Origin of the sequence: Streptomyces sp. McG3 (genome assembly GCF_018619185.1) — a bacterium.
Taxonomy (GTDB): Bacteria; Actinomycetota; Actinomycetes; order Streptomycetales; family Streptomycetaceae; genus Streptomyces.
In genome coordinates this window covers 1-14,998 of sequence record NZ_JAAXYC010000075.1, presented here as the reverse complement: position 1 = coordinate 14,998, position 14,998 = coordinate 1, and the positions used below count along the sequence as shown (strand labels likewise).

At 70.3% G+C, this 14,998-nt stretch carries 12 protein-coding genes and 1 tRNA gene; 7 read left to right on the top strand and 6 right to left on the bottom strand.

What is annotated here, in order from left to right; genetic code table 11:
* Window positions 1–96 precede the first annotated feature (96 nt).
* Entirely contained in the window at window positions 97–1,275 is a 1,179-nt protein-coding gene (locus tag HET64_RS15050; protein WP_215105742.1) for an acyl-CoA dehydrogenase family protein, read from the top strand.
* A 56-nt stretch (window positions 1,276–1,331) separates the two neighbouring features.
* Here the strand turns inward: HET64_RS15050 and HET64_RS15045 are convergent, their stop codons facing one another.
* The 6 genes from HET64_RS15045 to HET64_RS15020 form a co-directional block, all read right to left on the bottom strand.
* A complete protein-coding gene (locus HET64_RS15045) occupies window positions 1,332–1,676 on the bottom strand; it encodes a rhodanese-like domain-containing protein (RefSeq protein WP_215105740.1) in 345 nt (114 codons plus the stop codon).
* A gap of 89 nt (window positions 1,677–1,765) precedes the next feature.
* Window positions 1,766–2,734, bottom strand: a complete 969-nt coding sequence (locus HET64_RS15040) for a J domain-containing protein (protein WP_215105738.1) — start codon at window positions 2,732–2,734, stop codon at window positions 1,766–1,768.
* Window positions 2,735–2,901: 167 nt separating this feature from the next.
* Window positions 2,902–4,362, bottom strand: coding sequence for a DUF2252 domain-containing protein (locus HET64_RS15035; protein WP_251145333.1), 1,461 nt, complete (start codon window positions 4,360–4,362; stop codon window positions 2,902–2,904).
* 195 nt (window positions 4,363–4,557) lie between these two features.
* Window positions 4,558–4,920, bottom strand: a complete 363-nt coding sequence (locus HET64_RS15030; RefSeq protein WP_215105736.1) for a helix-turn-helix domain-containing protein — start codon at window positions 4,918–4,920, stop codon at window positions 4,558–4,560.
* A gap of 162 nt (window positions 4,921–5,082) precedes the next feature.
* Complete coding sequence (locus HET64_RS15025; RefSeq protein WP_215105734.1) at window positions 5,083–5,913, bottom strand: ScbR family autoregulator-binding transcription factor; 831 nt, start codon at window positions 5,911–5,913, stop codon at window positions 5,083–5,085.
* A gap of 623 nt (window positions 5,914–6,536) precedes the next feature.
* Window positions 6,537–6,619: transfer RNA gene (locus HET64_RS15020), tRNA-Leu, on the bottom strand.
* A gap of 315 nt (window positions 6,620–6,934) precedes the next feature.
* Here HET64_RS15020 and HET64_RS15015 point away from each other — a divergent pair.
* The 6 genes from HET64_RS15015 to pknB all read left to right on the top strand — a co-directional run bounded on the left by HET64_RS15015 (window position 6,935) and on the right by pknB (window position 14,994).
* Complete coding sequence (locus HET64_RS15015; protein ID WP_215105732.1) at window positions 6,935–7,792, top strand: DUF3662 and FHA domain-containing protein; 858 nt, start codon at window positions 6,935–6,937, stop codon at window positions 7,790–7,792.
* A 10-nt stretch (window positions 7,793–7,802) separates the two neighbouring features.
* The gene (locus tag HET64_RS15010) at window positions 7,803–8,321 is read left to right on the top strand and encodes an FHA domain-containing protein (protein ID WP_003967913.1); all 519 of its coding nucleotides are present in this window, start codon (window positions 7,803–7,805) and stop codon (window positions 8,319–8,321) included.
* Window positions 8,322–8,450: 129 nt separating this feature from the next.
* Window positions 8,451–9,950 carry a PP2C family serine/threonine-protein phosphatase gene (locus HET64_RS15005; RefSeq protein WP_215105771.1) on the top strand — a complete coding sequence of 500 codons (1,500 nt, stop codon included), beginning with the start codon at window positions 8,451–8,453 and terminating at the stop codon, window positions 9,948–9,950.
* A gap of 22 nt (window positions 9,951–9,972) precedes the next feature.
* Window positions 9,973–11,373: an FtsW/RodA/SpoVE family cell cycle protein gene (locus HET64_RS15000; RefSeq protein WP_215105730.1), complete on the top strand. Its 1,401-nt coding sequence runs from the start codon at window positions 9,973–9,975 to the stop codon at window positions 11,371–11,373.
* Window positions 11,370–12,827 (top strand): penicillin-binding protein 2, encoded by a 1,458-nt coding sequence (locus HET64_RS14995; protein WP_215105725.1) that lies wholly within the window; start codon window positions 11,370–11,372, stop codon window positions 12,825–12,827. The genes HET64_RS15000 and HET64_RS14995 overlap by 4 nt, the downstream gene beginning before the upstream one ends.
* 169 nt (window positions 12,828–12,996) lie before the next feature.
* The gene (gene pknB, locus HET64_RS14990) at window positions 12,997–14,994 is read left to right on the top strand and encodes a Stk1 family PASTA domain-containing Ser/Thr kinase (RefSeq protein ID WP_215105723.1); all 1,998 of its coding nucleotides are present in this window, start codon (window positions 12,997–12,999) and stop codon (window positions 14,992–14,994) included.
* Window positions 14,995–14,998: the final 4 nt, after the last annotated feature.

Here is a 14,998-nt window from a genome sequence, read left to right as displayed (position 1 = left end):
CCGCACCCCCGTTCCTCCGCACTGTTCCCTTCCTCTAGAACCTGTTCTATCTTGACGATCCGTCAGGTCGTGCACGGTTAGCGGGAGGCCGGGACAGTGGACTTCACCTTCACCGAGGAACAGCAGGCGGCCGTCGAGGCGGCCAGGGCGGTCTTCTCGGACGTCGCACCCGATCGCGCTCCCAGTCCCGCCCTGACCCCGGGCGCCGTGGCGGAGGACATCGACCGACAGCTGTGGAACGAGCTGGCACGCACGGATCTGCTCGGCCTCACCCTGTCTCCGGACCACGGAGGCGCGGGCCTCGACCCGATCGCGCTCTGCCTGGTCCTGCGGGAGTCGGCGAAGGTGCTGGCCAGGGTCCCGCTGCTGGAGAGCTGTGCGGTGGCCATGGCGGTCCAGCGGTACGGCGAGAGCACCCTCGCGGCGGAGCTGCTGCCCCCGGCCGGCCGGGGTGAACTGATCCTGACCGTCGGCGCCAACGGGCGCAGCGGTCACGATCCCGCCGAACTCGCCGTCGCCGCACGGCCGTACGGGGAGAGCGGCGGAAACGAGGAGAGCGGCGGTGCGTCGGCAGAGGGCTCCGACTGGGTGCTCGACGGGGTGCAGTCCGCGGTTCCCTGGGCCCAGGTGGCCGACTGGATCGCCATCCCCGCGCACACTGCGGGGGGCCGGCCGGTCCTGGCCCTCGTGCCCCGTGCCCGCGACGGCGTCACCCTGGCGGACCAGGTCTCCACCAGCGGTGAGCGCCTGGCCGAGGTCCGGCTCGACGGGGTGCGGGTGTCGGACCGCGAGCTGATCGACGCCCCGGGCTGCTGGGAGTGGCTGCGGTCCCTGCTCACCACGGGAACCTGCGCGCTCGCGCTCGGGCTGGGCGAGCGGGTGCTCGCGATGACCGCCGCATACACCGGCAGGCGCGAGCAGTTCGGCTTCCCGGTCGCCACGTTCCAGGCGGTGGCCGTCCAGGCAGCCGACCGGTACATCGATCTGCGGGCGATGGAGGCGACGCTCTGGCAGGCCGCCTGGCGGATCTCTGCCGACGCCGGGGGGCCGCTGCCCGCGGCGGGCGATGTCGCCGTGGCGAAGATCTGGGCCTCCGACGGCGTCCGCCGCGTCGTGCAGACCGCACAGCACCTGCACGGCGGCTTCGGCGCGGACACCGACTACCCCCTGCACCGCTTTCACGCCTGGGCGAAGCAGATCGAGCTCTCCCTGGGCCCGGCGGCGGCCCACGAGGAGGCCCTGGGCGACCTGCTGGCCGCCCACCCGCTCGGCTGACCGACAGCACCGACAGCACCGACAGCACCGACAGCCCGGCCAGGCCCGCCCGGGGATCAGAGGACGAAGGCGGGCGTCCCGTTGTCCGTGACCATCGGGCGTCCGGCGCCGTCCCAGGCCTGCATGCCGCCGTCGATGTTCACGGCGTCGATGCCCTGCTGGACCAGGTACTGGGTGACCTGGGCCGACCGGCCGCCGACCCGGCACATCACATGCACGCGCCGGCCGTCCTCGGCGGACTCGGTCAGCTCGCCGAACCGGCCCACGAAGTCGCTCATCGGGATGTGCAGCGCACCCTCGACGTGACCGGCCGCCCACTCGTCGTTCTCACGGACGTCCAGGACGAAGCCGTCCGACGGCACCGCCGCGGCGTCCACCGAGGGCAGCGGGGCGAAGTTCATGGGTCATGCCTTCTCTCGTGCGGTCTTGGACCTCGTACATGAGGCCTCATACAGGGGCCTCGTACATACGCGGGGAGTCACCCGGAACGCTACTGCACCATCTCCGCGAGCTCGGCCTCGCGCCGGGACACCTCGCCCAGCAGTTGCTCCGCGATGTCCTCCAGCAGCTGATCCGGGTCGTCCGGGGCCATCCGGAGCATCGAGCCGATCGCGCCGTCCTCCAGCTCCCTGGCGAGCACCGTCAGCAGCTCCTTGCGCCGGCTGAGCCACTCCAGCCGGGCGTAGAGCTCCTCGCTCTCGCTCAGCGGGGTCAGGGGCTGCACCGGGCCGGCCGCCCACTCCGCCACGAGTTCCTTGAGGAGGCCGACGTCGCCGCGCCCGTACGCGGCGTTCACCCGCGCGATGAACTCGTCCCGGCGCTGCCGTTCGGGCTCGTCCTGGGCGAGGTCGGGGTGCGCCTTGCGGGCCAGGTCACGGTAGAGCTTGCGGGCCTCCTCGCTCGGCCTGACCCGCTTCGGCGGCCGGACCGGCTGTTCGGTGAGCATCGCCGCGGCCTCGGGGGACAGCCCGTCGGTGTCCATCCAGTCGTGGAACAGCTCGTCGACCCCGGGCATCGGCATGACGACCGCCCGCGCCTCCCGCGCCTTGCGCTCGTCCTCCGGATCCCCGGTCCGGGCGGCCCGTGCCTCGGCGATCAGCGCGTCCAGCTCGTCGAGGCGGGTGTACATCGGGCCGAGCTTCTGGTGGTGCAGCCGGGAGAAGTTCTCGACCTCCACCCGGAAGGTCTCCACCGCGATCTCGAACTCGATCAACGCCTGCTCGGCGACCTGCACCGCCTTGGCCAGCCGCGCCTCGGGGCGCGGGGCGGCGTCCTCGGGCCCGGTGGCCTGCCCGGCAGCGGCGTCCGCGGCGCCGGAAGCGTCCGGCGTCCCCGCAGCGTCCTCCGCCCCCGGGACCTCCCCCGCTCCGGGGGCGGGTCGGGGCGCGTCCGGCCGGTCGTTGTCCTGCCGGTCTTCATCGTTCCGGGTGGTCGGCACCCCGGCGGCTTCGTGGGTCACCCGTCCAGCGTATGGCCACGGCCCGTCGGCGCCGCACACGGTGGGGCCCGGCCCGGGGGCGTGCCCCGCCACGAACAGGGCCCCACCGCCTCACGAGCAGGGCCCCACCGCCCTACGAGCAGATCCCCGGCGCCTCGCGAACCGGGCTCCACCGCCTCATGGAGCCGTCATATGCCGAACTCGGCGGCCAGCCTGCCCGCCTTGACCGCCCGCACCAGCTCGGCGTGATCCGCCTCCGTACGGTCCGCGTACGTCACCGCGAAGGCGGCCACCGCCTCGTCGAGCTCGTCGTTCTTGCCGCAGTAGCCCGCCAGCAGGCGGGGGTCGGCGCTGTGCGCGTGCGCCCGCGCGAGCAGCGCGCCGGTCATCCGCCCGTAGTCGTCCACCTGGTCGGCGGCGAGCGCTGCGGGGTCCACGCTGCCCTTGCGGTTCCGGAACTGCCGGACCTGGAACTGCCTGCCGTCGACGTCCGCCCAGCCGAGCAGGATGTCGCTGACGACCTGCATCCGCTTCTGCCCGAGCACCACCCGGCGGCCCTCGTGCGCCACCTCCGGCACGTCGAAACCGACCGCGGGCAGATAGGGGGCGAGCACCGAGGGGCGCGCCTCCTTCACCTGGAGGACCAGCGGCTCACCCCGGTGATCGAGCAGCAGCACCACGTACGACCGGGTCCCCACACTGCCGGTGCCGACCACCCGGAACGCCACGTCGTGGATCGTGTACCGGGCCAGCAGCGGCACCCGGTCCTCGGAGACGGTGGACAGATAGCCGGCGAGCCCGGCGGCCACGACCGCGGCCTCGGCGTCCGGCACCCGGCGCAGCACGGGCCGGGCGTCGACGAAGCGCCGGCCGCCGTCGGGGCACTCCTCGGTGGAGCGGGCGGCGAAGCGGGCGCTGGTGTTGTTGCGGGCCTTCTCCGAGACCCGCTCCAGGGTGCCGACCAGGTCACGCGCGTCCGTGTGCGAGACGAGCTCCTCGTCCGCGATCGCGTTCCAGGCGTCGAGGGCGGGCAGCCGGGCCAGCAGCCGCATCGTGCGCCGGTAGGCGCCGACGGCGTCGTGCGCGCCCCGGCGGCAGGTGTCCTCGTCGGCGCCGGCGGCCCGGCCCGCGAGCACCAGGGAGGTGGCGAGCCGCTTGAGGTCCCATTCCCACGGCCCGAAGACGGTCTCGTCGAAGTCGTTCAGATCGATGACCAGGCTGCCCCGGGCATCGCCGTAGAGGCCGAAGTTGGCCGCGTGCGCGTCGCCGCAGAGCTGGGCGCCCACCCCGGTGACCGGACTGCCCGTCAGATCGTGGGCCATCAGCCCGGCCGCACCGCGCAGGAAGGCGAACGGTGTCGCCGCCATCCGGCCCACCCGTATCGGCGTCAGGCCCGGCACCCGGCCCCGGTTCGACTCCTCGACCGCCCGCACGGCGTCCGGCCGTCCCGGCGGCAGGACCAGCGAGGCGTGCGAGGACCGCGGCACCTCGTCGCGGAGGGCCTTGCCCACCGCCTTCGGTGAACTCGCGGCACCACGCCGGGCGAACCCGGGCACGACCGGAATGCGTGGTTCCCCGCCCGCGGTCGCCGCGGTTCCCGTCGCTCCCACAGCCCGCTGCTCAGGCATCGTCGCCTCGGTTCCGCTCATGGAGCGTCGCCTCCCCCACCTCGTACCGCCTCCGGCTGCCCGGCTGTCCGACCGGTCAGCGGCCCTGTCCTCCAGCGACCGAGCACGACGGTACCGCCGGATGCCCGACACCCGCCGGGCCCGTGCACGGACGCCACGCCGGGGGCGGGTCCGGCGGTCGGCAGTGGTGCGCCGGGGCGGGGTGGCCGGACGAGGTCAGCAGCCGGTCCCGGAGCCGGCCGCGTCGTCCCGCGTCAGATAGGTGTCCGCCCATCGCCCCAGCTCCTTGAGCGCGGGCTCCATCGCGGCGCCCGCCTCGGTGAGCCGATACGCGACGCGCAGCGGCGGTCCCGCGTCGACCTCTCGGAGCACCAGGCCGGCCACGCCGAGTTCGGTCAACCGGTCCGAGAGCATGCGCTCGCTGATCCCGGGAATCGCCCGTCGCAGCTCGGCGAAGTGCACCGGTCGCTGGAGCAGCACCGAGACGATCTGGCCGGTCCAGCGCTTGCCGAACAACGCGAAGACGCGGCTGATCCCCCGGTCGACCCGCCGACAGGGCTGCTCGCCGTGATCCGCCATTTCCCCAGAATACTGGGCCACCCCGAGCGGCTTACTAAAGGTAAGTAGCCGCGCGGTGAACTGCGACAGGGCCTGGGTGACTCCAGGAGCACCGCGACCCTGTCGTATGATGATCATGAACAATCGGACGTTTCACGTGAAACACAGCACGCCCCGAGCGAATCAGGCGACGGCCCCTCCGGCCGCCACCCCCGCACCTGCGGGCTCCTCGTCGCCCTCGTCGCCGGTCCCCCCGGCCCGCGGACCACGGCCGGATCCACCGCCCCGCAGACCTGGCCCGCCCGCGCGGGAGCCCGAGTCGGTCGCGGGATCGGAGCCCGCGCCCTTGGCCTCCGCGGCGATCCTGGCCTCCTGCTCCTCACGCTCCGCCTTCTCGCGCGCCTGGGCCGCCAGATCCACCCGGCCCTCCGGCTTGATGTGGGCGATGACGCCGGGGTGAGCGATCGACGGCAGGATGTGGCGCCACATCTCCGCCACCTGCTCGCGTAGATCGGCCCGCCCGGAATCGGCCTCCGAGACCAGCTGAATACCGGTGAACGAAGCGACGATGATTTTGGCTGACACCATCGGGTCGATCTGCGGGAACACCTCGCCGCGCTCCTGGCCCAGCTCCAGCATCCGGGCCGTCGCGTCGATCCAGTCGCCCCATGGATGCGGCCCGCCGAGGAAGACGCCCTCGATGGAGAGCCTCGTACCGGCCCGGGCCATCGAGTTGTGGCGCAGGGCGAAAGCGAACTGCTGACCACCGTCCACCAGGGACTGAAGCGGCGACCCCTCCTGCTCGAACTCGACCGTGGAGGTCTGCTCGTCCATGATCGCCTGCGCGATGGCTTCCTTGGAGGCGAAGTGGAAGTACAAGGCACCCTTGGTGACCTTGGCGCGGCGGAGAATCTCCGAGATGGCGGCACGCTCGTAGCCGTAGTCGTCGAAGACACTCGCCGCGGCATCCACGATCGACCGCCACGTCTGGACTGCGCGAGCCTGCTTCGCCATTTCCTGCCTCCGGGACGTTCTGTGCGCTCAGCCCTTCACCGCCGAGTCGCCGTCGATCCAACCTCTGCGGCCAGCGTATGCAAGTGCGCCGTTGCACGGGCCATCGGTCTGTCCGGAAACCGTGCCCACATCCAGTGGATCACCACCCGCGGACACCCGCTGCCGCTCCTCCTCACCCGCCTGTCCGTACCCCGCCCGTCCATCAAAAACACGGACCGACGGGAACGCGGAGAGGGAGGAACACACGGATACCCGGCATCGGACCACGGAACAACGGCAGAACCCCCGCTCCGGATCTCTTCGAAGCGGGGGTTCTGGCGAACCAAACCCGGCAGTCGCGAGCGACTGAGAATATGCGAGGGAAATCAGCTGTCCGCATACGGCTGAGTCTCCTCAGGCTACAGGGGAGCACCCCCGCCTCCCGGACCGTCCTGTCTCAGCCGTGGTGTTCGGCCAGGACCTGACGTATACGGCGGGGGTCCGGGCGGCCGTCGGGTCCGCGAGGCGATGGCCGTGTGGAAGTCGCCGTGGAACCACCGGAGGAAAGCGAAATGGTCGGCATCGTCTTGACGATGCCGACCATTTCGTTGGTGCTACCAGGACACCTACTTCGGTGTCCGTCGTGCGCGAGGGGGGATTTGAACCCCCACGTCCCTAAGGACACTGGCACCTGAAGCCAGCGCGTCTGCCGTTCCGCCACTCGCGCATGAGTGGTGTTTCCAGACTCTCTCACCGTGTGGTGCGAGCGCCTGGCGACATCCGGAAGATTAGCACGCTGAACAGGGTGGAATCACATCCGTTGTTTCGCCGGCTCCCGGTGGGGAAGCGGGAACCCCGAACCATCGCCCCCACTCCTCCAGAGTGCGTCCCGGGTGCGGGACACTGTGAGGAGGCCACCTCTACGATCCGTGTGAGGGGTGACACTCATCCACAGGCCAGACAAGGGGAACCAGCCGATTTCCCGACGCGTGGATACGATCAGTAAGCAGTACAGGGACGATGACAACGGAGGAGGTGCCCCATGGGGGTCATGAAGCGTTTCGAGCAGCGCCTCGAGGGGCTGGTCAACGGCACCTTCGCCAAGGTCTTCAAGTCCGAGGTGCAGCCCGTCGAGATCGCCGGCGCCCTCCAGCGCGAGTGCGACAACAACGCGACGATCTGGAACCGTGAGCGGACCGTCGTCCCCAACGACTTCATCGTCGAGCTCAGCACCCCCGACTACGAGCGGCTCAGCCCGTACTCCGGTCAGCTGGGCGACGAGCTCTCCGGGCTGGTGCGCGACTACGCCAAGCAGCAGCGCTACACCTTCATGGGACCGATCAAGGTCCACCTGGAGAAGGCCGACGACCTCGACACCGGGCTCTACCGGGTCCGCAGCCGCACGCTGGCGTCGAGTTCGTCACAGCAGGACCCGTCGGCCCCGCCCCGGCAACCCGCGACCGGACGGCCCGCCGCCCCGGAGGCTCCCGGCGGCTACGGATACCCCCCGAGCGCCGCTCCGCCGATGCCCGCGGCCCCACCGCCCGGCGCCGGACGGCCCTCGGCCCCCACGAACGACCGGCGCCCGCCGGCCGCGCCCGGCCCCCTGCCGGACGCCCGGACACGGCGCTGGATCGAGATCAACGGCACCCGCCATCAGATCTCCCGCCCGACGTTGGTGATGGGACGATCCACCGACGCCGACGTGCGGATCGACGACCCCGGCGTATCGCGCCGGCACTGTGAGATCCGGACCGGAACGCCCTCGACGATCCAGGATCTCGGGTCTACCAACGGCATCGTGGTAGACGGGCAGCACACCACCCGCGCTACGCTCCGCGACGGCTCGCGGATCGTCGTGGGCAGCACCACCATCGTTTACCGGCAAGCCGAAGGGTGAAGCGGGGGCAATGTCAGAGCTGACCCTGACGGTCATGCGGCTAGGTTTCCTGGCTGTTCTGTGGCTGTTCGTCATCGTGGCCGTTCAGGTCATCCGCAGCGACCTGTTCGGAACGCGCGTCACGCAGCGCGGCTCACGCCGCACTGCCGCCGACGCGCGCCCCCAACAGGGCCGCCAACAACAACAAGCGGCGCCGCCCCAGCAGCGCCAGCAGCCCGGGCGGCAGCGCCGCGGGGCACCCACGAAGCTGGTCGTGTCCGAAGGCACGCTCACGGGCACGACGGTCGCGCTCCAGGGGCAGACCATCACCCTGGGCCGGGCCCACGATTCAACGATCGTGCTGGACGACGACTACGCGTCCAGCAGGCATGCCAGGATCTACCCGGACCGTGACGGTCAGTGGATCGTCGAGGATCTCGGGTCCACCAACGGCACGTATCTGGAACGGACCCGGCTCACCACCCCGACACCAGTTCCGCTGGGCGCGCCGATCCGTATCGGCAAGACCGTCATCGAGCTGCGGAAGTAGTACGACAATGAGCGAGCGGAGCGAGCGAGCCGCGGCGGTCCCGACGGCGGACGCTGCCCGGTTCCCGACCGGAGGGTGGGCAGTGTGGCTCGAGACAGGCTGTACCCCGAGCCGACGGGCGAGGTGCGCATGAGTCTGTCGCTGCGCTTCGCCGCCGGGTCGCACAAGGGCATGATCCGGGAGGGCAACGAGGATTCCGGCTATGCCGGTCCCCGGCTCCTCGCCATCGCCGACGGCATGGGTGGTCAGGCGGCCGGTGAGGTCGCCAGCTCCGAGGTGATCTCCACGCTCGTCCCGCTCGACGACGACGTACCGGGCTCCGATCTCCTGACCTCGCTCGGCACGGCCGTGCAGCAGGCCAACGACCAGCTGCGCGTCATGGTCGAGGAGGACCCCCAGCTGGAGGGCATGGGCACCACGCTCACCGCCCTGCTCTGGACCGGTCAGCGCCTCGGCCTGGTGCACGTCGGCGACTCCCGCGCGTATCTGCTGCGGGACGGCGTCCTGACGCAGATCACCCAGGACCACACCTGGGTGCAGCGCCTCGTGGACGAGGGCAGGATCACCGAGGAAGAGGCCACCACCCACCCGCAGCGCTCCCTGCTGATGCGGGCGCTGGGCAGCGGCGACCATGTCGAACCGGACCTCTCCATCCGCGAGGTCCGCGCCGGCGACCGCTATCTGATCTGCTCGGACGGCCTCTCCGGCGTTGTCTCGCACCAGACGATGGAAGAGACCCTCGCCAGCTATCAGGGCCCGCAGGAGACCATCCAGGAGCTGATCCAGCTCGCTCTGCGCGGCGGCGGCCCGGACAACATCACCTGCATCGTGGCCGACGTCCTGGACGTCGACAGCAACGACACCCTGGCCGGGCAGCTCAACGACACCCCGGTCGTCGTCGGCGCGGTCGCGGAGAACCAGGCCCAGCTCGGCGACGGCGGGGCCATGCAGACGCCCGCCGGCCGCGCGGCCGGTCTCGGCCGCCCCGTGCCCCCGCCCGCCGGCGGCTTCGGCCCGCCCGGCAGCGGCGACGTCGGCTACGGAGGTATGCCGGACGGCTCCTACGACACCTACACCGACGAGGACTTCGTCAAGCCGGGCGGCGGCCGCAGATGGCTGAAGCGTTCCGTCTACATCGTGCTGGCACTGGCCGTGATCGGCGGCGGTCTGTACGGCGGCTACCGCTGGACGCAGACGCAGTACTACGTCGGCGCGCAGGACGAACACGTCGCCCTGTTCCAGGGCATCAGCCAGGACCTCGCCTGGGTCTCGCTCTCGAAGGTCGAGAAGAACCACCCCGAGATCGAGCTCAAGTACCTGCCGCCGTACCAGCGCAAGCAGGTCGAGGCGACCATCGCCGAGGGCAACATCACCGACGCCCGCGAGAAGGTCGCCGAGCTCGCCGCCCAGGCCTCCGCCTGCAAGAAGGACGCGCAGCGCCGCGCGGCCGACGCCGAGAACCGGGCCCGTACGGGCGAGGGCGAGGCCGGCGGCACCGCCGGAGCCCCCGCCACCAGGACTTCCGCCACGTCCTCCGCCAAGGGGACCAAGCCGACCACCGCTCCCACTCCCGGCCCCAGCCTCTCGGAGGAAGAGAAGAAGCTGGTCCCGCAGTGCGGTAAGCAGTAAGCCGTAGGGGGCCTTCAGCACCATGAGCGTTGTCACCAACACGACCACCATCGGCGCGATCGACGCACCGAGCCGCCGCAACACCGAGCTGGCACTCGTCGTCTTCGCCGTCGCCATCTCGGTGTTCGCCTACGCCAACGTGGGCCTCGCCCTCAACGGCGAACTGCCCACAGGCATGCTCGGCTACGGAGCGGGGCTCGCGCTGCTCGGCGGCGTCGGCCACCTCGCGGTCCGGAGGTTCGCGCGGTACGCGGACCCCCTGCTGCTGCCCCTGGCCACCCTGCTCAACGGGCTGGGCCTGGCCCTGATCTGGCGGCTGGACCAGTCGGAGCGTTTCCAGGCCCTGGACACCTTCGTCCCCGCCGCCTCGAAGCAGCTGCTGTTCTCCGCCATCGGCGTGGGAATGCTGGTCGCGGTCCTGGCCATCCTGAAGGATCACCGCATCCTGCAGCGCTACACGTACATCTCCATGGTCGTGGCGCTGTTCCTGCTGATCCTGCCGATGTTCTTCCCCGCCGTGAACGGCGCCAAGATCTGGATCAAGATCCCGGGAGTCGGAACGCTCCAGCCCGGCGAGTTCGCCAAGATCATCATCACCGTGTTCTTCGCGGGCTATCTGATGGTCAAGCGGGACGCGCTGGCGCTGGCCAGCCGCCGGTTCATGGGCCTCTACCTCCCCCGCGGCCGTGACCTGGGCCCGATCCTGATGGTCTGGGCGTTCTCGATCCTCATCCTGGTCTTCGAGACCGACCTCGGTTCCTCGCTGCTCTTCTTCGGCATGTTCGTCGTGATGCTGTACGTCGCCACCGAGCGCACCAGCTGGATCGTCTTCGGTCTGCTGATGTCCGCGATCGGCGCGGTCGGCGTCGCCTCGTTCGAACCGCACGTCCAGGAGCGCGTCACCGCCTGGCTCGACCCGTTCGCGGGCTGGGGCAAGGAAGCCGCGAGCGAGCAGATGGCGAAGTCCCTGATGGCCTTCGGCTCCGGAGGCACCCTCGGGACCGGGCTCGGGCAGGGCAACTCCGACCTGATCGGCTTCGCGGCCAACTCCGACTTCATCCTCGCCACGGTCGGCGAGGAGCTCGGGCTCGCCGGGATGATGGCCGTGCTCCTCGTCTACGGCCTGATCGTCGAGCGCGGAGTGCGTACCGCACTGGCGGCCCGCGACCCGTTCGGCAAGCTGCTCGCGATCGGCCTCTCCGGCTCGTTCGCCATCCAGGTGTTCGTCGTCGCCGGCGGTGTGATGGGCCTCATCCCGCTCACCGGTATGACGATGCCGTTCCTGGCGGCAGGTGGTTCCTCCGTGCTCGCCAACTGGGCCCTGATCGCCATTCTGATCAGAATCAGCGATACCGCCCGGCGCCCCGCACCGGCCCCCTCACCGTCCACCGACGCCGAAATGACGCAGGTGGTCCGCCCGTGAACAAGCCCCTGCGCCGGATCGCGATCTTCTGCGGCCTCCTGATGGTCGCCCTGCTCATCCGGGACAACTGGCTCCAGTACGTCCGGGCCGACGAGCTGAACAGCCACAAGTACAACCGCCGCGTCGAGATCGAGCGCTACGCCCACGAGCGTGGCGACATCATCGTCGACGGCAAGGCGATCACCGGCTCCGCCGAGACCGAGGACAGCGACTTCCGGTACAAGCGGGTCTGGAAGGACGGCCCCCTCTGGGCCCCCGTGACCGGCTACTCCTCGCAGGCCTTCGACTCCTCGCAGCTGGAGAACCTGGAGGACGGCATCCTCACCGGCAACGACGACCAGTTGTTCTTCGACCGGACGCTGTCGATGTTCACCGGCGACAAGAAGCGCGGCGGCAACATCGTCACCACGCTGAACGGCGACGCCCAGAAGGCCGCCTTCAAGGGGCTCGGCGAGAAGAAGGGCGCTGTGGTCGCCCTCGACCCGAAGAGCGGCGCCATCCTCGCCCTCGCCAGCACCCCGTCCTACGACCCCTCGGTCTTCGCCGGCAACTCGCTCGATGACTCGGACAACCGGCAGAAGCTCCTGAAGGACAAGGACAAGCCGATGCTCAACCGGGCATTGCGCGAGACCTACCCCCCGGGCTCCACCTTCAAGGTCGTCACCGCCGCCGCCGCCCTGGAGAACGGGCTCTACGACGACATCGACGCCAAGACGGAGTCGCCGCTGCCGTGGACGCTGCCGCAGTCCACCACGCCGCTCCAGAACGAGGGCGACATCCCCTGCGAGAACGCCACGCTGCGCGAGGCCCTGCGGGTGTCGTGCAACACCGTCTTCGGGAAGATGAGCGACGACCTCGGCAACAAGAAGATGATCGAGCAGACGGACAAGTTCGGCTTCAACAAGGAAGTCTTCACGCCCGTCCGCGCCGACGCGAGCATCTACCCCGAGGACAACAGGCCGCAGAACGCGATGGCCGGCATCGGCCAGGCGTCCAACCGGACCACCCCGCTCCAGATGGCCATGGTGGCCTCCGCGATCGCCAACGACGGCAAGCTGATGCAGCCGTACATGGTCGCCGAGCGCCAGGCGCCCAACCTGGACCCGGTCTACACCCACGAGCCCGAAGAGCTCAGCCGCGCTCTCTCCGGTGAGAACGCCCAGAAGGTCCAGCAGATGATGGAGACCGTCGTCAAGGACGGCACGGGAACCAACGCGCGGATCCCCGGCGTCACAGTGGGCGGCAAGACCGGTACGGCACAGCACGGTCTGAACAACAGCGAGAAGCCGTACGCCTGGTTCATCTCGTACGCGAAGACCGACAGCGGCTCACCGGTCGCCGTCGCCGTCGTGGTCGAGGACGGCAACGCCAACCGGGACGACATCTCCGGTGGCGGACTGGCCGCCCCCATCGCGCGCGACGTGATGAAAGCGGTCATCGACAGCGGGCAGTGAGACCTGTCACGGCGGCCGCCCGTCATACCGGACATCGGATACCGGTCGGATATCGGCTGACGGGTGCGGGCTGATCACGTCACCCGTGCCCGGTAGCGTATGCGCGAACAGCGCACCGCCGCGGACCACACACGGGTGCGGTCGGGACTGACGGAGAGGGCTGGAACAGATGGAAGAGCCGCGTCGCCTCGGCGGCCGGTACGAGCTGGGCTCGGTGCTCGGCCGTGGTGGCATGGCCGAGGTCTACCTCGCGCACGACACCCGGCTCGGCCGCACCGTAGCTGTGAAGACGCTCCGGGCCGATCTGGCCCGCGACCCGTCCTTCCAGGCCCGGTTCCGCCGTGAGGCCCAGTCGGCCGCCTCGCTCAACCACCCCGCGATCGTCGCCGTGTACGACACCGGCGAGGACTACGTCGACGGGGTCTCCATCCCGTACATCGTGATGGAGTACGTCGACGGGTCGACGCTGAGGGAGCTCCTGCACTCCGGTCGCAGGCTGCTCCCCGAGCGCACGCTGGAGATGACGGTCGGGATCCTCCAGGCCCTGGAGTACTCGCACCGCGCCCAGATCGTCCACCGCGACATCAAACCGGCGAACGTCATGCTGACGCGCACCGGCCAGGTCAAGGTCATGGACTTCGGCATCGCCCGCGCCATGGGCGACTCCGGGATGACGATGACGCAGACCGCCGCGGTCATCGGCACCGCCCAGTACCTCTCCCCGGAGCAGGCCAAGGGCGAGCAGGTCGACGCGCGCTCCGACCTGTACTCCACCGGCTGCCTGCTGTACGAGCTGCTCGCCGTGCGCCCCCCGTTCGTCGGGGACTCGCCCGTCGCGGTGGCCTACCAGCACGTCCGGGAGGAGCCGCAGCCGCCGAGCAACTTCGACCCCGAGATCACGCCCGAGATGGACGCGATCGTGTTGAAGGCGCTCACGAAGGACCCGGACTACCGCTACCAGTCCGCCGACGAGATGCGCGCCGACATCGAGGCCTGCCTCGACGGCCAGCCGGTCGCGGCCACGGCGGCGATGGGCGCCGCGGGGTACGGGGGCTACGACGGGTACCACACCGACCAGCCCACCGCCGCCCTGCGCCCGACCGACCCGAACAACGCGCAGACCTCGATGCTGCCCCCGGTCAACCCGGATGACGGCGGCTACGGCTATGACGACCGCCAGGGCCGTCGGCGCCAGCAGAAGAAGAGCAACACCTCGACGATCCTGCTGGTCGTCGCGGGCATCCTGGTGCTGATCGGGGCGATCCTGATCGGCCGGGTGATCTTCACCCCGACCAGCGACGACGGGCAGATCAATGCCCCGAACCTGGTGGGCTCCACGGTGCAGGAAGCGGAGAAACTCGCGGCCAGGACCGACGTCACCGTGAAGGTCGGCGCCGAGGAGCCGTGCGAGCAGCAGGAGAAGGGCGAGATCTGCTCGCAGGACCCGACGGCCGACGCGCTGATGGACAAGGACGGCACCGTCACGGTCGTCGTCTCCGCCGGAGCGCCGAAGATCGAGGTCCCCAACGTCCTGGAGAAGTCCGAGGACGGCGCCCGCGAGGAGCTGGAGAAGAAGGGCTTCACGGTCGACGTCACCACGGAGGAGTCCGAGAAGACCGAGGGCACCGTGATCGATCAGGACCCCAAGGGCGGCGCGAAGGCCGAGGACGGGGCCGAGATCACCATCACCGTGGCCACCCAGGCGACTCTCGACCTGCCGGACATGCGGACCCGCTCGTACGAGGCGGCGGAGCAGCAGTTGCGGGGCATCGGTTTCACCAACATCTCGCGAGCCGACGTGGACTCGGAGAAGCCGGCCGGAGAGGTGATCGAGCAGACGCCCACGGGCCCGAGCAAGCAGGGCAAGGACGCGCAGATCGTCCTGAAGGTCTCCAAGGGCCCGGCGCAGCCGGAGCAGGTCCAGATCCCCGGTGACATCGGCGGCAAGTCGTACCAGGACGCGAAGGGCCAGCTCGAAGGGCTCGGCTTCGTGGTCGCGCTCGCCCCCAACTCGGTCGACAAACCGAACGCCCGGGTGGTCACCAGCAGTCCGGCGCCGACCACCCAGGCGCCCAAGGGCAGCACCGTCACCCTCGTGACCATCGAGGGCGGCGGCGACGGCGGCAACGGCGGGGGCTTCATCGGAGGCCTGGGCGGCGACGACTGATACC

Coding starts and splice junctions, on each gene's coding strand:
- HET64_RS15015 (WP_215105732.1), top strand. CDS start 6,935: ATGGGGGTCATGAAGCGTTTCGAGCAGCGCCTCGAGGGGCTGGTCAAC.
- HET64_RS15005 (WP_215105771.1), top strand. CDS start 8,451: ATGAGTCTGTCGCTGCGCTTCGCCGCCGGGTCGCACAAGGGCATGATC.
- HET64_RS15035 (WP_251145333.1), bottom strand. CDS start 4,362: ATGAGCGGAACCGAGGCGACGATGCCTGAGCAGCGGGCTGTGGGAGCG.
- HET64_RS15000 (WP_215105730.1), top strand. CDS start 9,973: ATGAGCGTTGTCACCAACACGACCACCATCGGCGCGATCGACGCACCG.
- HET64_RS15045 (WP_215105740.1), bottom strand. CDS start 1,676: ATGAACTTCGCCCCGCTGCCCTCGGTGGACGCCGCGGCGGTGCCGTCG.
- pknB (WP_215105723.1), top strand. CDS start 12,997: ATGGAAGAGCCGCGTCGCCTCGGCGGCCGGTACGAGCTGGGCTCGGTG.
- HET64_RS15010 (WP_003967913.1), top strand. CDS start 7,803: ATGTCAGAGCTGACCCTGACGGTCATGCGGCTAGGTTTCCTGGCTGTT.
- HET64_RS15030 (WP_215105736.1), bottom strand. CDS start 4,920: ATGGCGGATCACGGCGAGCAGCCCTGTCGGCGGGTCGACCGGGGGATC.
- HET64_RS15025 (WP_215105734.1), bottom strand. CDS start 5,913: ATGGCGAAGCAGGCTCGCGCAGTCCAGACGTGGCGGTCGATCGTGGAT.